Origin of the sequence: Nocardia sp. No.11 (assembly GCF_038752175.1) — a bacterium.
In the GTDB taxonomy this organism is placed as follows: Bacteria; Actinomycetota; Actinomycetes; order Mycobacteriales; family Mycobacteriaceae; genus Nocardia; species Nocardia canadensis.
This window is the reverse complement of record NZ_JBCGFB010000113.1, coordinates 1-19792: the sequence shown is the minus strand read 5'-3', so window position 1 is coordinate 19792 and position 19792 is coordinate 1. Positions and strand designations below refer to the sequence as shown.

16 protein-coding genes and 1 pseudogene are annotated in these 19792 nt (G+C 68.7%); 9 read left to right on the top strand and 8 right to left on the bottom strand.

Annotation, left to right across the window (positions count from 1 at the left end; genetic code table 11):
* Positions 1-238, bottom strand: a pseudogene (locus V8688_RS25555) (DUF4407 domain-containing protein); the annotation flags it as partial.
* 955 nt (positions 239-1193) lie between these two features.
* Here V8688_RS25555 and gltB point away from each other — a divergent pair.
* The 8 genes from gltB to V8688_RS25515 all read left to right on the top strand — a co-directional run bounded on the left by gltB (position 1194) and on the right by V8688_RS25515 (position 11985).
* A complete protein-coding gene (gene gltB / locus V8688_RS25550) occupies positions 1194-5846 on the top strand; it encodes a glutamate synthase large subunit (protein WP_218716104.1) in 4653 nt (1550 codons plus the stop codon).
* Positions 5839-7308, top strand: coding sequence for a glutamate synthase subunit beta (locus V8688_RS25545; RefSeq protein WP_218716105.1), 1470 nt, complete (start codon positions 5839-5841; stop codon positions 7306-7308). Before gltB ends, V8688_RS25545 begins: the two co-directional genes overlap by 8 nt.
* A 288-nt stretch (positions 7309-7596) precedes the next feature.
* Entirely contained in the window at positions 7597-8202 is a 606-nt protein-coding gene (locus V8688_RS25540; RefSeq protein ID WP_218716106.1) for a tetratricopeptide repeat protein, read from the top strand.
* Positions 8203-8550: 348 nt separating this feature from the next.
* Positions 8551-8871 (top strand): hypothetical protein, encoded by a 321-nt coding sequence (locus tag V8688_RS25535; RefSeq protein ID WP_316573106.1) that lies wholly within the window; start codon positions 8551-8553, stop codon positions 8869-8871.
* Positions 8868-9998 carry a hypothetical protein gene (locus tag V8688_RS25530; protein WP_342801859.1) on the top strand — a complete coding sequence of 377 codons (1131 nt, stop codon included), beginning with the start codon at positions 8868-8870 and terminating at the stop codon, positions 9996-9998. The genes V8688_RS25535 and V8688_RS25530 overlap by 4 nt, the downstream gene beginning before the upstream one ends.
* The gene (locus V8688_RS25525; protein ID WP_308248331.1) at positions 9995-10450 is read left to right on the top strand and encodes a roadblock/LC7 domain-containing protein; all 456 of its coding nucleotides are present in this window, start codon (positions 9995-9997) and stop codon (positions 10448-10450) included. Before V8688_RS25530 ends, V8688_RS25525 begins: the two co-directional genes overlap by 4 nt.
* Before the next feature lie 10 nt (positions 10451-10460).
* Positions 10461-10832, top strand: a complete 372-nt coding sequence (locus tag V8688_RS25520; protein ID WP_218716109.1) for a hypothetical protein — start codon at positions 10461-10463, stop codon at positions 10830-10832.
* Positions 10833-11085: 253 nt separating this feature from the next.
* Entirely contained in the window at positions 11086-11985 is a 900-nt protein-coding gene (locus V8688_RS25515) for a cutinase family protein (protein ID WP_218716117.1), read from the top strand.
* A 321-nt stretch (positions 11986-12306) separates the two neighbouring features.
* Here V8688_RS25515 and V8688_RS25510 read toward each other — a convergent pair whose 3' ends face one another.
* The 4 genes from V8688_RS25510 to lysX form a co-directional block, all read right to left on the bottom strand.
* On the bottom strand, positions 12307-12927 hold the full coding sequence (locus V8688_RS25510) for a histidine phosphatase family protein (protein ID WP_218716118.1): 621 nt from the start codon (positions 12925-12927) through the stop codon (positions 12307-12309).
* Between the two features lie 37 nt (positions 12928-12964).
* A complete protein-coding gene (locus tag V8688_RS25505) occupies positions 12965-13651 on the bottom strand; it encodes a hypothetical protein (protein ID WP_342801858.1) in 687 nt (228 codons plus the stop codon).
* A 35-nt stretch (positions 13652-13686) separates the two neighbouring features.
* Positions 13687-13998 carry a hypothetical protein gene (locus V8688_RS25500; RefSeq protein ID WP_255586676.1) on the bottom strand — a complete coding sequence of 104 codons (312 nt, stop codon included), beginning with the start codon at positions 13996-13998 and terminating at the stop codon, positions 13687-13689.
* A 167-nt stretch (positions 13999-14165) separates the two neighbouring features.
* Positions 14166-17483: a bifunctional lysylphosphatidylglycerol synthetase/lysine--tRNA ligase LysX gene (lysX, locus tag V8688_RS25495; RefSeq protein WP_342801857.1), complete on the bottom strand. Its 3318-nt coding sequence runs from the start codon at positions 17481-17483 to the stop codon at positions 14166-14168.
* 121 nt (positions 17484-17604) lie between these two features.
* Between lysX and V8688_RS25490 the strand changes: the two genes are divergently transcribed.
* The gene (locus V8688_RS25490; RefSeq protein WP_218716112.1) at positions 17605-17826 is read left to right on the top strand and encodes an RNA-binding S4 domain-containing protein; all 222 of its coding nucleotides are present in this window, start codon (positions 17605-17607) and stop codon (positions 17824-17826) included.
* Positions 17827-18044: 218 nt separating this feature from the next.
* Here V8688_RS25490 and rraA read toward each other — a convergent pair whose 3' ends face one another.
* The 3 genes from rraA to V8688_RS25475 all read right to left on the bottom strand — a co-directional run.
* Positions 18045-18530, bottom strand: a complete 486-nt coding sequence (gene rraA, locus V8688_RS25485; RefSeq protein WP_316573110.1) for a ribonuclease E activity regulator RraA — start codon at positions 18528-18530, stop codon at positions 18045-18047.
* A 13-nt stretch (positions 18531-18543) separates the two neighbouring features.
* Positions 18544-18999: an SRPBCC family protein gene (locus tag V8688_RS25480; protein WP_218716114.1), complete on the bottom strand. Its 456-nt coding sequence runs from the start codon at positions 18997-18999 to the stop codon at positions 18544-18546.
* 36 nt (positions 19000-19035) lie between these two features.
* Positions 19036-19792, bottom strand: a 757-nt coding sequence (locus V8688_RS25475) for a CopD family protein (RefSeq protein ID WP_342801856.1), incomplete at its 5' end; no start/stop codon positions are given.

Genomic DNA, 19792 nt, shown 5'->3' with positions numbered 1-19792 from the left:
CGGCGGCCACCGCGACGACCAGCGCGAGCGCGACGACGGCGAACGCGCCGATCCCGTCGGCGGCGGCCAGGGCGGCGGCGGTGACGATCCCGGCGACCGCGGCGAACAACAGCACGGCGGCACCGGTGACGACGTAGCCGCCCTGTTCATGGTTGTAGGCCAGGTCGGAGCCCGTTTCGGGATCCCGGCGCCGGGGCGAGGCGAGGCCTCCGCCGAGCCAGGTGAGTGTGCCGGTCATAGGTTCTCCCCGGGTCGTGCGCTCCACTGGGCATGGCGAAACTGTCATGGATTCGTTGTGTCAGCGTGACAGGCAGCGACCCGACACACCGAGTGCCGACGACCCCCTTGTGGTCAGCCTCACAGTAGTAGGAGCCCGGCATCGGTGCGAGTCGGTGGCGCGGGCTGGATGCCCAGGCCCGCCCGGCGTGTCGACGTCGGCGATTCGTACCTACCGGTTGGTAGAGCCCCTGTTGTGGCGAACGCCACTGTTCCAGAATTAGCCAGAGGTGTGCTGTGGCACACAAACTCGATACAGACCGAACGGTTGGATCACTGCGATGCCACGTCGGGGCCGCTGTCGGAAATATCTCACCGCTTCCGTCCCGGTTAGCGGAGCGCACAGGTTTGACCTGGGCATTGTCGGGGAATTCTGCTGCGGTGCAGGTGAGTTCAGCTTTCGGCCCTGGGTCGGCAGCCGGTTCTGGCCTGCTTCGCCGCGGTGTTCGCGCAGGTCGGCGCGGGTTGTCCGGGATCGATCCGGCCCTCGCTCTGCTTTACACTGGACGACGCGCGCGACGAAGCATGCCGCCTTTACAAACCCCAGCTAGACAGGTTTCTTAGCACGACCTTAGTTGGTTGGGTCTGCGGTCTGACTTATCGTTTGCTCTTACGCCGAACGCACCCCTGTTCGGTACAACCACCTGTTTCGGGGTCCGGTGAAACCGGGCCAAGAGTAGCGGGTGAACCCCCGCGCGGAGGTAAGGGATGTGTAAGCGTTCCGTTACCTCTGAGCACCCACTACGTCAACGAAGCGGGTGGACAACTGGAGACGTGACTGCACGCCGCAAACCATCATCGCCGCTGGTTTCGGATCGTACGGACGCAGTCTTGACGGAGGCGAAACGACGAAGGGCCCAACTCAGCTCGCTGAGCGGCCGATCTCATCGACAGCCGACTTTCTTGAAGGCAGAGGCATGACGCAACTTCCTGGCCACAGGTCACCCGGTGCCACCGGGCTCTACGATCCGGCATTCGAGCACGACGCCTGCGGCGTCGCGTTCGTCGCCGACATGCACGGACGACGCAGTCGAGACATCGTCGACAAGGCCATCACGGCCCTGCTGAACCTGGAGCACCGCGGTGCCGCGGGCGCCGAGCCGAACTCCGGCGACGGCGCGGGCATCCTGATCCAGCTCCCGGACAAGTTCTTCCGCGCGATCGTCGACTTCGAGTTGCCTCCGGTCGGCTCCTACGCGACCGGCATCGCCTTCCTGCCCCAGGCCCGTCGTGAGGCCGCGCGTGCCGCCTACGGCGTGGACAAGATCGTCACCGAAGAGGGCCTGGCCGTGCTCGGCTGGCGCGAGGTGCCGATCGACGAGTCCTCGCTGGGCGCCCTGGCCCGCGACGCCATGCCGACCTTCCGGCAGATCTTCATCGGCTCGCCCAAGAACTCCGCCGAGCAGCTCTCCGGCATGGACCTGGAGCGTCGCGCCTACGTCATCCGCAAGCGGATCGAGCACGAGCTCGGCAAGGCAGGCCCCGGTGAGGGCACCGTCGGCAAGGAATCGGTGTACTTCCCGAGCCTGTCCGGCGAGACCTTCATCTACAAGGGCATGTTCACCACGCCGCAGCTGCGCGCGTTCTACCTGGACCTGCAGGACGAGCGCGTCGAGTCGGCCATCGGCATCGTGCACTCGCGCTTCTCCACCAACACCTTCCCCTCGTGGCCGCTGGCGCACCCGTTCCGCCGGGTCGCCCACAACGGTGAGATCAACACCGTCACCGGTAACGAGAACTGGATGCGCGCCCGTGAGGCGCTGCTGCGTTCGGACGTCTTCGGCAAGGACGAGGCGGGCAAGAACCGGCTGCAGAAGATCTTCCCCGTCTGTACGCCGGGTGCGAGTGACACCGCGCGCTTCGACGAGGTGCTGGAGCTGCTGCACCTCGGCGGCCGCGACTTGCACCACGCGATCCTGATGATGATTCCCGAGGCCTGGGAACGCAACGAGAACATGGACCCGCAGCGGCGGGCGTTCTACGAGTACCACTCCATGCTGATGGAGCCCTGGGACGGCCCCGCCGCCGTCTGCTTCTCCGACGGCAAGAAGATCGGCGCCGTGCTCGACCGCAACGGCCTGCGCCCCGGTCGCATCTGGGTGACCGAGGACGGCCTGGTCGTGCTCGCCTCCGAGGTCGGCGTCCTCGACATCGACCCCTCCACCGTGGTCCAGAAGATCCGCCTGCAGCCGGGCAAGATGTTCCTGGTCGACACCGAGGCGGGTCGCATCGTCACCGATGACGAGCTCAAGTCCGAGCTGGCCGCCGCGCAGCCGTACCAGGAGTGGCTCGACGCCGGCGTGAGCCGCCTGGCCGACCTGCCCGACCGTCCGCACGTGCACATGTCGCACGACCGCGTGCTGATCCGTCAGCAGATCTTCGGTTACACCACCGAGGACCTGAACCTGCTGATCACCCCGATGGCCAAGACCGGCGGCGAAGCGCTGGGCTCGATGGGTACCGACACCCCGATCGCGGTGCTGTCGAACCGGTCGCGTCTGCTGTTCGACTACTTCTCCCAGCTGTTCGCGCAGGTCACCAACCCGCCGCTGGACGCCATCCGCGAGAAGGTAGTCACCAGCCTCAAGCGCAACATCGGCCCCGAGGCCGACCTGCTGCACCCCGGCCCCGAGTCGTGCCAGCAGATCGCGCTCGAGCAGCCGATCCTGGACAACGACGAGCTGGCCAAGCTGGTCCACATCAACGACGACGGCAGCCACCCCGGCCTGCGCTCGGTGGTCGTGCGCGGCCTGTACCCGGTCGCCGAGGGCGGCGAGGGCATGCGCAAGGCCCTGGCCGCGATCAACACCCAGGTGTCGGCGGCCATCGACGGCGGCGCGCGGATCATCGTGCTGTCCGACCGTGAGTCCAACGAGAAGCTGGCGCCGATCCCGTCGCTGCTGCTCACCTCCTCGGTGCACCACCACCTGGTGCGCGAGCGCACCCGCACCATGGTCGGCCTGGTCGTCGAGGCCGGTGACGCCCGCGAGGTGCACCACATGGCGATGCTGGTCGGTTTCGGCGCCGCCGCGATCAACCCGTACATGGCCTTCGAGACCATCGAGGACATGCTCGAGCGCGGCTCGCTGCAGATCCCCGGCTCGACCGGTGACCTGGCCGCCGACTTCCGCAAGGCCGTCGCGAACTACTGCACCGCGGCCAGCAACGGCGTGCTCAAGGTGATGTCGAAGATGGGCATCTCCACCCTCGCCTCCTACAACGGCGCTCAGCTGTACCAGGTCATCGGCCTGGCGCAGGATCTGGTCGACGAGTACTTCACCGGCCTGCGCTCGCCGCTGGGCGGCATCGGCCTGGACGAGATCGCCGAAGAGGTGGCCATCCGCCACCGCACCGCGTTCCTGGAGAACCGCAACGAGCGCGCGCACCGCGAGCTCGAGGTCGGCGGCGAGTACCAGTGGCGTCGTGAGGGCGAGTACCACCTGTTCAACCCGGACACGGTGTTCAAGCTGCAGCACGCGACCCGCACCGGTCAGTACTCGATCTTCAAGGAGTACACCAAGCTGGTCGACGACCAGTCCGAGCGGCTGGCCGCGCTGCGTGGCCTGTTCAAGTTCAAGACCGGTCAGCGCGAGTCGATCTCGATCGACGAGGTCGAGCCGGCCGCCGAGATCGTCAAGCGGTTCTCGACCGGCGCGATGAGCTACGGCTCCATCTCGGCCGAGTCGCACGAGACCCTGGCGATCGCGATGAACCGCCTCGGCGCGCGCTCGAACTCCGGTGAGGGCGGCGAGAGCCCGGCCCGCTTCGAGGTCGAGGAGAACGGTGACTGGCGTCGTTCGGCGATCAAGCAGGTCGCCTCGGGTCGCTTCGGCGTCACCGCGCACTACCTGACCAACGCCACCGACATCCAGATCAAGATGGCCCAGGGCGCCAAGCCGGGCGAGGGCGGCCAGCTGCCCGCGCACAAGGTGTACCCGTGGGTCGCCGAGGTGCGGCACTCCACGCCGGGCGTCGGCCTGATCTCCCCGCCGCCGCACCACGACATCTACTCGATCGAGGACCTGGCGCAGCTGATCCACGATCTGAAGAACGCGAACCCGCAGGCGCGGATTCACGTGAAACTCGTCGCGGAGCCGGGCGTCGGCACCGTCGCCACCGGTGTGTCCAAGGCGCACGCCGACGTCGTGCTCATCTCGGGCCACGACGGCGGCACCGGCGCCTCGCCGCTGACCTCGCTCAAGCACGCGGGTGGCCCCTGGGAGCTCGGCCTGGCCGAGACCCAGCAGACCCTGCTGCTCAACGGCCTGCGCGACCGCATCGTGGTCCAGGTCGACGGTCAGATGAAGACCGGTCGCGACGTGATGATCGCCGCCCTGCTCGGCGCCGAGGAGTTCGGTTTCGCGACCGCTCCGCTGGTCGTCTCGGGCTGCATCATGATGCGCGTGTGCCACCTCGACACCTGCCCGGTCGGCATCGCGACCCAGAACCCGGTGCTGCGCGAGCGCTTCTCCGGCAAGCCGGAGTTCGTCGAGAACTTCATGCTGTTCATCGCCGAGGAGGTGCGTGAGCTGCTCGCCGAGCTGGGCTTCCGCACGCTCGACGAGGCCATCGGCCGCGTCGACCTGCTCGACACCAGCAAGGCCAAGGCGCACTTCAAGGCCGCCAAGCTGGACCTGTCGCCGATCCTGGACATGCCGGAGACGGCGTTCATGAACCAGGACACCCGGTGCACCGGCACCCAGGACCACGGTCTGGACAAGGCGCTGGACAACGAGCTGATCGCGCAGAGCGCCGACGCGCTCGAGCGTGGCCAGGCGGTCAAGATCGAAACCAAGATCACCAACGTGAACCGCACGGTCGGCACCATGCTCGGCCACGAGGTGACCAAGCTCTACGGTGGCGCGGGCCTGCCCGACAACACCATCGACATCACCTTCAACGGTTCGGCGGGCAACAGCTTCGGCGCGTTCGTCCCGGCCGGCATCACGCTGCGCGTGCAGGGTGACGCCAACGACTACGTCGGCAAGGGTCTGTCCGGCGGCCACATCGTGGTCCGCCCGGCGCTCACCGCGCCGGAGGGCTTCGTCGCCGAGGACAACATCATCGCGGGCAACGTGATCATGTTCGGCGCGACCAGCGGCCGGATCCTGATCAACGGTGTGGCGGGCGAGCGGTTCGCCGTCCGTAACTCCGGCGCCACCGCGGTCGTCGAGGGTGTGGGCGACCACGCGCTCGAGTACATGACCGGTGGCCGCGTGGTGATCCTCGGTGGCACCGGCCGCAACCTCGGCGCCGGTATGTCCGGTGGTGTCGCCTTCGTCTACGACCCGGAGGGCACGCTCGCATCGCGCGTCAGCCCGGATCAGGCCGAGGCGATCGAGCAGCTCTCCGGTGACGACTTCACCTGGCTGCGCGACATCATCACCACCCACCGCGACGAAACGGGTTCGGCTGTCGCCGAACGCATCCTGAGCGACTGGTCCCAGCAGGTGAACCACTTCGTGAAGGTCATGCCCCGCGAATACAAGAAGGTTTTGCTCGCCATCTCCGAAGCTGAGAAGAGCGGCAAGGACGTGGACGAAGCGATCATGGAGGCGGCTCGTGGCTGACCCACAGGGATTTTTGAAGCACACCTCACGGGAACTGCCCACCCGCCGACCGGTCGAGCTGCGACTGCTCGACTGGAAAGAGGTCTACGAGGACAAGTTCTCGCACGACACCCTGCAGAAGCAGGCCAGCCGCTGCATGGACTGCGGTATCCCCTTCTGTCACAACGGCTGTCCGCTGGGGAACCTGATCCCCGAGTGGAACGACCTGGTGTACAAGGGTGCCTGGCGCGAGGGCATCGACCGCCTGCACGCCACCAACAACTTCCCGGAGTTCACCGGCCGCCTGTGCCCGGCTCCGTGTGAGGCGTCGTGCGTGCTCGGCATCAACCAGCAGCCGGTCACCATCAAGCAGGTCGAGGTCGAGCTCATCGAGAACGCCTTCGACGAGGGCTGGGTCACCCCGGTGTACCCGACCCGCCTGACCGGCAAGAAGGTCGCCGTCGTCGGTTCGGGCCCGGCCGGTCTGGCCGCCGCCCAGCAGCTGACCCGGGCGGGCCACACCGTGACCGTGTTCGAGCGCGACGACCGCATCGGCGGTCTGATGCGCTACGGCATCCCGGAATTCAAGATGGAGAAGTCGGTCATCGACCGTCGCCTCGCGCAGATGGAGGCCGAAGGCACCATCTTCAAGCCGGGCGTCAACGTCGGTGTCGACATCACCGCCGAGGAGCTGCGGGAGCGTTTCGACGCGATCGTGCTCGCCGGTGGCGCCACCATCGCGCGTGACCTGCCGATCCCGGGCCGCGAGCTCGACGGCATCCACCAGGCGATGGAGTTCCTGCCGCTGGCCAACCGCGTCCAGCTCGGCGACGACATCACCGACGAGAACGGCCTGCCGCCCATCCACGCGAAGGGCAAGAAGGTCGTCATCATCGGTGGTGGCGACACCGGCGCCGACTGCCTGGGCACTTCGCACCGCCACGGTGCCGAATCGGTCCACCAGTTCGAGATCATGCCCCGTCCGCCGGAGGAGCGTGCCGGTTCCACCCCGTGGCCGACCTACCCGCTCATGTACCGGGTGTCCTCGGCGCACGAGGAGGGCGGCGAGCGCGTGTTCTCCGTCAACACCGAGCGTTTCGTCGGCAAGGACGGCAAGGTCACCGGTCTCGAGGCGCACGAGGTCAAGATGGCCAACGGCCGGTTCGAGAAGGTCGAAGGCACCGACTTCACCCTCGAAGCCGACCTGGTGCTGCTGGCCATGGGCTTCGTCGGCCCGCAGAAGCCGGGCCTGCTGACCGACCTCGGCGTCGGTTACGACGGCCGTGGCAACGTGCAGCGGGACAAGAACTGGGCCACCAACATCCCCGGCGTCTTCGTCGCCGGCGATATGGGCCGTGGCCAGTCGCTCATCGTGTGGGCGATCGCGGAGGGCCGCGCCGCGGCGTCCGCGGTGGACAAGTTCCTGGAAGGCGAGACCGCGCTGCCCGCGCCGATCCCGCCGACCGCCGTCGCCCAGCGCTGATCAGCTACTTCGGAGCGCCCGTGGACAGATGTCCACGGGCGCTCTGTCGTTGTGCCGCAGGATATTTCGGTAGCCGGGCAGCTCTGGTAGCGTCTTCCGGTTCTGCACCGGCCCGGGGCGGGGCCGTCGAAAGGACGTGCGTAGGGGTCTGAACACGGCACGCGCACAGTGTTTTCGGTGCCGAAGCAAACGACGTGGCTGATCTCCGTTGTAGCACATAGACTTTCCGTTATCGATGTGTAACCGGTGATGACCCGAGGGGGAGAAGTGCCGTTACCGCCGGGAACGATGGCGAGTCTGCATCGCGCCGCAGAGCGCGGAGATGGCACCGCCATGCACAATCTCGCCAACATCTACTACGACCACAGCGATTTCGACGCCGCCGAGCACTGGTTCCGCCGGGCGGCGGCCGCCGGGCACACCCGCGCGATGAACAATCTGGCCGTTCTGCTGGACAAGCTCGGCGAGTTCGACGAAGCCGAGTCGTGGTATCGCAGGGCCGCCGCCGCGGGCAACGTCAACGCCATGTACAACCTGGCGACTCTGCTCTACCAGTGCGGTGACCGGCGCGGCGCCGAAACCTGGTACCACCATGCCGCTTTCGCGGGCAATGTCGACGCGATGTACAACCTCGCCCGCCTGTGCGAAGACCAGGACCGCCTCGACGACGCCGAGGCCTGGTATCGCGACGCCGCCGACAACGGCGATATCGACGCCGTCAACAACCTCGGCATGCTGCTGCGGCATCGCGGTGCCCTCACCGAGGCGCGCCGCTGCTTCCGCCGGGCCGCCGATCTCGGCCACCCGCGCGCCATGGCCAACCTCGCCGCGCTGCTGGAGTCGCAGGGCGCGCACCGCGAGGCCGAGTCCTGGTACCGCCGCGCGGCCGGCTGAGCGAACTCTGCTGACGAACCGACCGGTTCGTGGATTCGTCGCGTTCTGTTCGTGATGTTCGCGAGATGGTCGCCGATCCATTTAGGGTGGTTGAGCACCGGGTTTATCGGCCGGGCAGCGAACCGGCGCGAAGTTACCCAAAAGTATTGATACCGAGCGGTTTTCCAGCAAACCTCAGCAAACATTATGGGGCGCAGCAATTTTCCGGCGTTCGGCGTGCGGGAATTTGCCGGGAGGTATAGCGTCACGTTCCGATAACCTCTCGAAGACAGGCCGGGGCGTGTGAATTCTCTCGACGGCTGCCTGAAACGCATCATGGATATTCCCGGTGCGTGCAGCGTGACACTGGTGGATGGGGCCAGCGGTTTGGCGATCGCCGCCGCTGGAGTGCACGACATCGTCGACGAACACGAGGATGCGGCGGGCACCACGGATGTGGTGCGGGCCGCGCTCGGGTGTTCGGCGCTGGCGACCGGACGCGCGGACGACGACATCACCGAGATCGTGGTCTGCCGCACCGGTGGCTTCCACCTGTTGCACCTGGTCGAGGGTGATTTCGACGGCAGGCTGTTCGTCCATGTCGTCTTCGACGGCGACACCGGCAATCTCGGCATGGCCCGGTATCAGCTCCGTGCCGCGCTCGAGGAACTGACGGGCGGCGATCGATGAGCTTGGCCCTCGCCGAGGAATTGCACCGGCTCGAGGAACAGGGATCGACCGGGGTACTGCGGGCCGGGGACGGCGAATTCCATCTGGCGCGCGGCGCGATCGCCTCGGCGGGCTGCCGGCGCACCATCGGCCTGGACCGGCTGGTGGTCGAGGCGGGTGTGGCCACGGCCGAGGACTGGCGCCGGGCCGGCGCGGGCGATCCCGGTCCGTTATTGCACCGGCCACGACTGGAAACCCTGGCGTTGCTGTCGGTATTCGACGCCGCCTATTTTCTGCTCGCCTCGGCCGCCGAGCCGGAATTCCTGCCCGCGCCCGAACATTGGCTCGCCCCTGTCTGCCGGGTGGCGCCGCATACGCTGCTGCACGAATGCGCCCGGCGCAGTGATTCGGAGTGGGGTCCCTGGCCCGCCGACCTCGTCGCCGCGGTGCCGGTGGTCCCCGCGCNCCCTGTCTGCCGGGTGGCGCCGCATACGCTGCTGCACGAATGCGCCCGGCGCAGTGATTCGGAGTGGGGTCCCTGGCCCGCCGACCTCGTCGCCGCGGTGCCGGTGGTCCCCGCGCGCCGGGTGCGCCGCCATCGGGTGGTGCTCACCGGCGGCCAGGCCGAGGTGCTGGCCGCCGCCGACGAGCGGCGCAGCATCGCCGAGATCGCCCGCGACCTGGGCCGCACCACCTACGGCTGCCTGGTCGCCGTGCGCGACCTCACCACCGCGGGGCTGATCCAGGAACCCGACCCGGCGGCGGCGGAACCGGTCGCGGCGCCCGCCGTGGCCGACGCGCCCCAGTCGCCACCGGCCGTGCGGCACCTCACGCTGGCGCCCGCACCCGTGGAAGACACTGGGCGCCATCGGTATTCGGCACCGGAGGTGCCTTCCACAGGCGTGCCCGCGCTGCCGAGGCGGGTCCCGCCCGCGCTCGGCGGCGGGGGAACGGCTCGTCCGCCCCGCCCGGTGTACGCGGGGACGGGCGAGCGAACCGGTCGGCACGCGGTCGACGAGGAAGCGACCGCACCCGCCCGGCATCGCGGACACCGCACCGGCGCGGCACCGTACGAACCCGAGCGCTGGCGACAGGTCGACCGCGATGTACTCATCCGGCTCAGGGCGGCGTTGGAGGAGCTTGCGTGACCGTGCGGAAGAAGCTGCTCGGTGAATGGAGGGGAAGGACGAAGGTGGCGATGCCGGTGCCCGAACGGAACACGGCCGTATTGGCCGAACTGAAGTCGTTGCGGGAGCGCGTCCCCCGCCTGACCGGTTCGGTGGTGGCCTCCAGCGACGGGTTGCTGATCGAACACGACCTACCCCCGCACATCGAACCCGCCGGCATGGCCGCGATGGCGGCCGCGCAGCTGTCGCTGTCGTATCGGCTCGCGACCACGGCGCACGGCGGCGGATTCAACGAGGTCGTCGTGCTCGGCACCGAGGGGCAGGTGGTGATCTACGCCGCCGGCTACACCTCGCTGACCGTGCTCGCCGGCCCGGAAGTGAACGTCGGCCGGCTCCACCTGGAGTCGCGACCGGTGGCGCGCGCCATCGCCGAACACCTGGCGGCGGCGCAATCCAAGGAAGAAACCGATTGAAAGGCAAGACATGTCGAACATGGACCTGGCACTGAAGGACATGATGGTGATCGAAGGCGCGATAGGCGCCGCCGTCGTCGACTACAGCAGCGGGATGGCGCTCGGAATGCTCAGCAGCACCAAGGCGCTCGATCTGCAGGTGGCCGCGGCGGGCAACACCGAGGTGGTCCGCGCGAAGATGCGCACCATCGAGCAGCTCGGCCTCAACGAGGACATCGAGGACGTGCTCATCACCCTCGGCACCCAGTACCACGTCATCCGACCGATGACCGGCCGCAAGTCCAAGGGTCTGTTCCTCTACCTCGCGCTCGATCGCGGCCGGTCCAATCTGGCCATGGCTCGGCACCGTCTCAAGGGCATCGAGGAAGATCTGGAGGTGTGAGTTCCACCCCGCGGCGGAGGAGAGTGTCGGCGACTCCGCGTGGCCGCCGACATCCCGCGCAGCCTGTGTCGAAGCCGACTGTCGGAAATCGGACATGGACGAGTCGTCGTGTGGCATCAGCGGGCTCGTCCGCCTATTGTGATTCGCGGCGAGGTCTGGGTGAGACACAGCATGGCCACTAGCCGGGTTCACCCACCTTGACAGGGACTTATCGGGGTTTGCTCTGTATCGAGCAAGGTTGAACTGGAGCGGTATGCGGTTGAAGAAGGTTGTTGCGGCGCTGGGCGCGGCCGCGGCGATGACCACCGGCGTCATGGTCGGCAGCACGAGTGCGGCGGCGGCGCCGGGCTGCCCGAGTCTCTATGTCGTCGCGATCCCGGGCACCTGGGAAACCGGCCACGACAAGGCCCCCGGCCCCGGCATGCTCTCCGGCGTCACCAACGGGCTGCCTCGCAACACCGACGTCGACTATGTCACCTACGCCGCCACCGCGTTCCCGTGGGAGGGCGACGTCTACGGTCAGTCCAAGAAGCAGGCGGTCGACGCCGCGCGCGGACTGATCACCGCCAAGCTCGCCGCGTGCGGCGACACCGACATCGCGCTGGTCGGCTACAGCCAGGGCGCCGACGCGGCGGGTGACCTCGCCGCCGAAATCGGCACCGGCGTCAGCCCGATCGCGCCGGGCAAGGTCAAGGCCGTCGGCCTGATCTCCGATCCGCGCCGCTCGCCGACCGACGTGCAGGTCGGCCCGATCGCCGCGGGCGCGGGCGCCGGTGGCGCGCGGCCCGGTGGCTTCGGCTGGATCAGCGACCGCGTGCGCACCATCTGCGCCGTCGACGACCTGTACTGCGCCACCGCCACCGACGATTTCGTCACCCGCTTCGCCGGTTTCCTCGCGCAGAGCTCGGACGCCAACCCGGCCAACATGTGGCGCTACCAGATCGAGGCGGGCGCCATCGTCAACGACCTGATGGCCCACGGCGGCGTCCCGACCCTGCAAGCGCAGCTCTCCGAGGCGGCCAACCAGCAGCGGGCCAAGGACCTGGAGCGCTTCTACCGCTCCCAGGCCCACACCCTCTACGGCAGCTACCCCGTGGGTGGCGGCCAGACCGCCATCACCTGGATGCACAACTGGATCGCCCAGCAGGCTTGAGTTTTTGGAGCGCTGGCGCGCTCGAGTCGGCGGCCCCTTGTGTCCCGCCGGGCAGGGACCGTGGCGTGCGCCAGCGTCGCGGACGCCACGGCGCCTGCCCGGCGGGACCGCCGCCGACGGCCGACGGCGTCGGCCTGCCCTCCCTAGGGGTCGGGCGTGCGTGGTTGGTTTGGAGCGTCGGCCTACTCTGGTCGGCGGTCCCTCGGGTGTCGTCCGTCAGGTGCCGGTGCTTGGTCGATCGCCACTTGGGCAGCGGCGTCTGACCGGCGGGACGGCCGCCGACGGCCCCTCCGGTCGGGCGGGCGCGGTTGGGGTGATCGGTCAGGGGTGTGTGCGGGAGAGGTTGCGGGGGAGCAGGTCCCAGACGTGGCCGTTTTCGTTGATGGTGGCGGCGGTGCGGGAGCCGGTGCGCGAGTAGAGGATTCGGGTCACCGAGCAGTAGTCGATCGGGAAGGTCAGCGGGCGGTCCAGGCCGAGGATGTCGGCCAGCAGGACGTTGACCACGCCGCCGTGGGCGAAGGCGACGACGGTGTCGGTGGGGGCCGCGGCGGCGACCAGGCCGTCTATCGCGGTGAGGACGCGGGCGGTGAAGGCGGGGCCGTCGATCTGCTCGGGTAGCAGGCCTGCCTTGATCCGGGCGTAGGCCTCGGCGAAATCGGTCTTGGCGTCTTCGATGGGGATGTAGGCGGGCAGGTCGCGGTCGTACTCGGCGAGGTCGTCGATGACATCGACGGGCAGTTCGCGCGCGGCCGCGGTGGGGGCCGCGGTGTCGCGGGCCCGCCGCTGCGGACTGCTGACGATCCGGGCGATCTCGTGGGCGGCGAGCGCGGCGGGGACGCGGTCGGCCTGCTGGCCGCCGATCTCGGTCAGGCCGGGGTCGGCGGCGGTGGTGTCCCCGATGACGCGTTCGGGCTGGGCGTGACGCACGAGAATGAGCTGCACGCTCACACACTCTGCCGTATCGCCCGGTTGGGCGGTCTCACGGCTCCGGGTCGATCTCCTCGCGACCGGTCACGTCGGCGGTATCGATGATGACGATCTCGCGCCCGTCTTCGAGCAATACCTTCAGGAAGCCGGGCGGATTCTCCATCACATACCCGTCGACGACGCCGTTATTCGTCTGGATGTGCTCCCGCGAAACCCACGGCACCTGCACGGTCGCGGCCAGGATCAGGGCGGCCAGCGTGACGATCAGCGCGGAACTGCCGACGAACCAGTGCGCGAACTTCGCGCCCTCCGGATTGCGCTTGTCCGCCCGCAGCAGCCCGAACAGCACCAAACCAAGGACACCGGCGACGATGAGCACCCACCACACCCGGTAGGTCCACACCAGCGCGCCGGTGAACAGGGCGATCACGACGAGCCAGGTCAGATTGCCCGCGTTGGTCCAGCTCGGTCTGCCGAGCCGGATCTGATGGATCACCGCCTCCGGCAGCAACACCGACAGGGCGATCCCGCCGAGCAGCGGACTGGCCATCAGGGTGCCGACCACCATGGCGGCGACATCGCCGATGCCGAGCGTGCCCAGTAGCGAGAAGGCGGCGTTCCAGTCGTAATCGGTGACCGCGAACAGCCGCAGCAGCAGGAACAGGCCGGCGACACCGGTCGCGGACAGCCCATGGGCCAGCCGGCGTTCGTTCGAGGACTCGCGAGGATGCCTCGTCATCGGGCGAGGATATCGCCGCGAGTCCCTCGATCAGGTCAGGGCTGGCCGTAGGGCGGCTGACCGTACGGCGGCTGACCACCCTGGGGACCGCCGTAGGGCGGCTGGGCGGGCGGCTGACCGTTGTCCTTCTTCTTGTTCTTGAGCAGGTAGATGCCGCCGATGATGAGCACGACGACGAGCAGGCAGCAGATGCCGCCGATGATCAGGCCGGAGCTGCTCTTCTTTTTCTTCTTGGCCGCCAGCTCCAGCGCGGTGTTGACCGTGTCCGAGCTCGCCAGGGTGTCGAAGCTGCTCGTGAGCAGGTGCGGGTCGACGAGGGCGGCCGTGGTCAGCAGATCCAGATACATGTAGTCCCATCCCGAGGTGTCGTTGGCCCGGCATCCTCCCGGTGCCGGAACTCCGAGACTAGCGCCGTTGGTGTGGCTTTCGGTGCGAAAGCCTCGCGGCGTCCCGGAGCAGTTGTTGATCGCGGCGCGGCCACGATTCGTTTACACGAGTAACGGTGTACCCCGAATCAGCGCGGTTTCACCAACGGGAACGGCAGCGTTTCCCGGATGCTGCGTCCGGTGATCAGCATGACGACCCGGTCCACGCCCATGCCGAGACCGCCGGTGGGCGGCATCGCGTGTTCGAGCGCCTGCAGGAAGTCCTCGTCGAGTTCCATCGCCTCCGGATCGCCGCCCGCCGCCAGCATCGACTGTTCGGTGAGCCTGCGCCGCTGCTCGACCGGGTCGGTGAGTTCGCTGTAGGCGGTGCCCAATTCGACGCCCCAGGCGACCAGGTCCCAGCGCTCGGTGACGCCGTCGATACTGCGGTGCGAGCGGGTCAGCGGGGAGACCGAGGTGGGGAAATCCAGGTAGAAGGTGGGGTAGGTGGTCTGCGATTCCACCAGGTGCTCGTACATCTCCAGCACCACCTGGCCCGCGTCCCAGCCGTGCTGGTAGGCGATGCCCGCCTCGTCGCACAGCTCGCGCAGGCGGCTGAGTTCGGTGCGGGTGGTGATCTCGGTGCCGATGGCCTCCGAGACCGCGCCGTGCACCGTCTTCACCCGCCACTCGCCGGAGATGTCGACGGCGTCGAATCCCCCGTCGTCGTTCGGTCGCAGCGCCACCTCGGCGCCGTTGGCCGCCATCGCCGCGTCCTGGATCAGCCGGCGGCACAGCTGCATCATCCGCAGGTAATCACTGTGCGCCTCATAGGCTTCCAGGATCGTGAACTCGGGATTGTGGCTGAAGTCGACGCCTTCGTTGCGGAAGGTGCGGCCGAGTTCGAAGACCTTCTCCATCCCACCGACGCACAGCCGCTTGAGGTACAGCTCGGGCGCGATGCGCAGGTACAGGTCGAGGTCGTAGGCGTTGATGTGGGTGCGGAACGGGGTCGCGTTGGCACCGCCGTGTACCTGCTGCAGGATCGGTGTCTCGACCTCGAGGAAGCCCCAGTTGAACAGCGAGTCGCGCAGCGAATGCAGCACCGCGCTGCGCTTGGCCATCACCTCGCGGGTCTCCGGATTGATCGCCATGTCGACGTAGCGCTGCCGGACCTTGGCCTCGGAATCGGCCAGGCCGCGCCACTTGTCGGGCAGCGGGTGCAGGCACTTGCCGTTCATCCGCCAGTCCTGGGCGAGCAGCGAGAGCTCGCCGCTGCGGCTGGTGCCGAGCTGTCCGCTCACCTCGATGAGATCGCCCAGGTCGAAGAACTCGGTGAACTCGGCGCTGCGGTCGGCGCCGACCCGCTCCCGGTCGATGACGAGCTGGATCTCGTCGGTCCAGTCGCGGACCACCGCGAAGATCACCCCGCCGTAGTCGCGGATGCGCAGCAGCCTGCCCGCCACCCGCACCGTCGTGCCCTTGGGGCAGGCGCGGGCGTCGGCGATGGTGTGCGTCGGGGGATAGGCCACCGGGTAGGAGTCGACGCCGGCGGCGGTGAGCCGGTCCAGCTTGTTCATCCGGACGCGGACCTGCTCGGGCCTGCGTGGGCCCTGGTCGGCGTCCTCGCCCGCCGGCGCGTCCGGCGCGCTGCCGTCGGCGTGCAGCCCGGTGACGCTCGCCGGCACCGCCGTGTGCGTCCCGGTGTGCACGGCCGCGTCGGGTTCCTTGCCGATGCGCGGCAGGAAGCCCTCGGCCAGGCCGCTGGCCGTGGCCACCCGGGGCAACTGCCTGCGCTCCTCGTACAGGAAGAAACGCGGCACCCAGCGCGGGTGGTACTTCACGTTCGACCGATACAGCGCCTCGAGCTGCCACCAGCGCGAGAAGAACAGCAGCACACCGCGCCACGCGCGCAGGATCGGGCCCGCTCCGATCCGGCCGCCCTCCTCGAACACCGAACGGAACACCGCGAAGTTCAGCGAGATCTTGGTGATCCCGTACTGGTCGGAGTTCAGCGCGAGCTGGGAGATCATCAGCTCCATCACGCCGTTGGGGCTCTGCGGGTCGCGGCGCATGAGTTCCAGCGAGACACCGGTGCGGCCCCACGGGACGAACGAGAGCATGGCGTGCACCCGGTCGTCGTGGTCGACCGCCTCGACCAGCAGGCAGTCGCCGTCTAGCGGGTCGCCGAGACGGCCCAGCGCCATCGAGAAGCCGCGCTCGGTCTCGGTGTCGCGCCAGGCGTCGGCGCGGGCGACGATGTCGGCGAACTCGGCGGCGGGGATGTCGCGGTGCCTGCGCACCCGCACCCCGAGACCGTTCTTGCGCAGCCGGTTCGCGGCCTGGCGGACCTGCTTCATCTCGGGCCCGGCCAGCGAGAAGGTGCGGGTGTCGAGGATCGCCTCGTCGCCGAGGCGCAGTGCCGCGAGCCCGGCGTTGCGGTAGGCGGTGGCGCCGATCTCGCTGGCGCCCATCACCGCGGGCGCCCAGCCGAACCGGTCGGCCTCCTCGAGCCAGGCCCGGATGGCCTGCGGCCAGGCCTGTTTCGGTCCGATCGGATCGCCGCTGGCCAGGCTCACGCCCAGCTCGACGCGATAGGTGATGGCGGCCTTGCCGTTGGGCGCGAACACCACCGCCTTGTCCCGGCGGGTGGCGAAGTAACCCAGCGAGTCCTCGACGTCGCCCGCCGCGAGCAGCCCGCGGATGGCCGACTCGTCCAAGGCGGTCATCGCGTTGTCGGCGCGGCGTGAGCGCAGCAGCACCACCACGGCGGTGAGCAGGGCGATCGCGCCGAACAGGCCGAGCAGGAAGTTGACCCACGGACGCGGGTGCCCGTCGAAATGCTCGTTGTTCACCAGCACCGCCGCGGTCACCCGGTAGACCGCCCACAGCGGGCGCTGCACCCCCTCGGGAAGGGTGCCGGGCGCGAGTTCCACCAGCCCCCAGCCGATCAGGCAGCCCAGCGCCAGCCCGGCCACCAGCACGCCGATCGCCTTCCACAGCGCCCCCGGCCGGACCCGGGTATAGAACTCGTTGCGCGCCGCGATCAGGATCCCGATGACGACGACGTGCACGATGCAGGCCACCAGCGCGTCGATGTCGTCGTCGACGACGAAGTCCGCGATGTTGGACACCGCGTAGAGCAGCAGGTACACCACCAGCAGCCACCACGCGACGCGCTTGCGGCTCGCGATCGCCCCGGCCAGCAGGCCGACCACCACCGCCCACACCAGGCTGGTGTCGGGAGCGTCGAAGTAGTACACGTCCACGTAGTGCCGCGGCACCTGCGTCAGATAGCGCAGGGCGGGCGAGAGACTCCACAAGAACAGCAGCACCGCGAAGACGCCCAGGACGAGCCCGGTGATGTGCGGTACCTCGGCCAGCCTGCCGTGCCCACGGTGCGGAACGGTGGCGCGGCTCTGCGGTGCCTCGACGATGGGGTGTTGCTCGGCCTGCGTGGTGGTCACCGATCCAGTGTGCGTGCATCCGGGCCGGATCGGTGTGGCGGACGCTGCGGCGTGTTCGTCACGCGCGCCGGTAGTGGGGCCGGTGGCGACCGGATTTTCGCCGGAGGGTAAGTATTAGCGCATGTCGGAACCAGTCGATGTGCCGATCGATGACGAGGTCATCAAGCTCGGGCAATTCCTGAAACTGGCCAACCTGATCGATTCGGGCTCCGAGGCCAAGACGGTGATCGCCCAGGGCCTGGTCCGGGTCAACGATGAGGTGGAGCTGCGCCGCGGCAGGCAACTGCAGGTCGGCGACGTCGTCGTGCTGGCGGGCCACAAGGTGCGGGTATCGGGGAACTGACCGTTCTACCCAACCTCCCCGCACGCCCCGACCCCGAGGAGGGGCAGGCCGGCGCAGTCGGCCGTCGCGGCCGTCCCGCCGGTCAGGCGCCGTTGCGCAAGCGACGAAGATGCAAGCCACGGTTTCCGACCGGCGGACCCAACCACCACGCCCCGACCCCGAGGAGGGGCAGGCCGACGCGGTCGGCCGTCGCGGCCTCGAGCGCGCCAGCGCTCCAACTACTCCGCGCGGACCACGACGCCGTCGTGGTCGCTGTAGAGCATCTCGCCGGGCACGAAGGTGATGCCGCCGAACTCGACGGTCACGTCCTTCTCGCCGCTGCCGGTCTGGGTGCTCTTGCGCGGGTTGGTGCCCAGCGCCTTCACGCCGATGTCGAGGGTGCGCAGGATCGCCGAGTCGCGCACGGCGCCGTTGACGATCACGCCGGCCCAGCCGTTGTCGACGCCACGGCCGGCGATGATGTCGCCCACGAGCGCGGTGTGCACGCTGGCGCCGCCGTCGACCACGAGGACCTTGCCCTCGCCCGGCTCGCCCAGGGTCTGCTTGACCAGCAGATTGTCCTGGAAGCACCGGATCGTGGTGATCCGTCCGGCGAACGCGGCCCGGCCACCGAACTGGATGAACTGGGTGTCACAACTGCGGATCTCGGGGCCGATCTCGTCGGCCAGATCGGCGGTGGCCACAACATTCGCTGATTCGGTCATGGCCTGCATTCTGTCAGGCGCCCTCGACATGCGCCTTGGCGATCTCCCTGACCAGGCTGTCTGTGGTGTGCTTCACCGCGATCTTGACGAACGGCTCGATCGTCTTGCCCAGCATCTTGCCCGCGAGACCGCCGGGCACGAAGTACTCGATGGTCGCGTCGACGGTGCACAGCGCGTCGCCCTTGGGATAGAAGTGGAATGTCGAGATGATCTCGAATCCCTTGATCGACTTGATGCCGATCACGCGGCCCTTCTCCCACTTCACGACCTCGACCCGGGACTTGAGCGACGCGGGGCCGAGCTTCATGTGGCCGTCGAAGGTCGCGCCGAGCCCGTCGGTCTGGTCGGTGACCGGGACGAAGGATTCGATGCCGTACAGGAAATGCGGCAGGTTGCGGTAGTCGTTGACGTAGTCGAACGCCGTCTCGGCGGACGCGGCGCAGTCTTCGACGATCCTCACTTCGGTCATAGCGGCCACTTTAATGGTCCGCCGCGACCGATCGGGCTACGCGGTGACGGCCAGGGTCGCGGCCAGGCCGAACGCCAGGCCCATCGCGGTGACCTCGATGGCGGCGTTGCGCAGGGAGATCTCGGCGGTGACCCGGTGGTCGGCGGCCCGGCGCACCCAGCTGCGCCGCCACCACCAGCCCAGGCCGGTCAGCGCGCAGAGGACGGCGAACTTCGCCAGCAGGATCCGCCCGTAGCCGGTCGACCACAGCGGTTCGATGCCGCCGATACGGACGAGTCCGTCGATCGTCCCGGTGGCGGCCACCGCCAGCACCAGGGGCGCGGCCAGCGCCGAATAGCGTGGCAGCGTCCTCGCCCAGCCGCCGCGGGTGCGCAGCACCACCGCCATCGCCAGCAGCAGCCCGAGCCAGCATGCCGCGGCCAGCGCGTGGATCGCGGCCAGCACCGAACCGAGCATCTGCTGGGACATGTGGCCGGTGATCGGGCGCAGGGCCAGCGCGACCGCGGCGAACACCAGCACCAGATCGGCCGACGCCGCGTCGGGCCTGCGGAAGGCCAGTGCCGCGTAGCAGGCGACGGCGCCGGTGCAGAACAGGATCGCGATGCCGATCTGCCCGCCGCTGAGGTTGGTGAGGAAGGTGCCGAACTCACCCGCGCCGAGCCGGGTCACGGGCACGCCGACCACCTCGGCGGCCTCGGCCACCAGCACGGCGAATTCGGCCGCGAACCAGACGCCGGCCAGCGCGGCCAGCGGCCGCCAGGCCACCCGCAGCCGGTCGTCGAGCCGGGGCAGG

Coding starts and splice junctions, on each gene's coding strand:
- gltB (WP_218716104.1), top strand. CDS start 1,194: ATGACGCAACTTCCTGGCCACAGGTCACCCGGTGCCACCGGGCTCTAC.
- V8688_RS25540 (WP_218716106.1), top strand. CDS start 7,597: ATGGCGAGTCTGCATCGCGCCGCAGAGCGCGGAGATGGCACCGCCATG.
- V8688_RS25520 (WP_218716109.1), top strand. CDS start 10,461: ATGTCGAACATGGACCTGGCACTGAAGGACATGATGGTGATCGAAGGC.
- V8688_RS25515 (WP_218716117.1), top strand. CDS start 11,086: ATGCGGTTGAAGAAGGTTGTTGCGGCGCTGGGCGCGGCCGCGGCGATG.
- V8688_RS25505 (WP_342801858.1), bottom strand. CDS start 13,651: ATGACGAGGCATCCTCGCGAGTCCTCGAACGAACGCCGGCTGGCCCAT.
- V8688_RS25500 (WP_255586676.1), bottom strand. CDS start 13,998: ATGTATCTGGATCTGCTGACCACGGCCGCCCTCGTCGACCCGCACCTG.
- V8688_RS25490 (WP_218716112.1), top strand. CDS start 17,605: ATGTCGGAACCAGTCGATGTGCCGATCGATGACGAGGTCATCAAGCTC.
- rraA (WP_316573110.1), bottom strand. CDS start 18,530: ATGACCGAATCAGCGAATGTTGTGGCCACCGCCGATCTGGCCGACGAG.
- V8688_RS25480 (WP_218716114.1), bottom strand. CDS start 18,999: ATGACCGAAGTGAGGATCGTCGAAGACTGCGCCGCGTCCGCCGAGACG.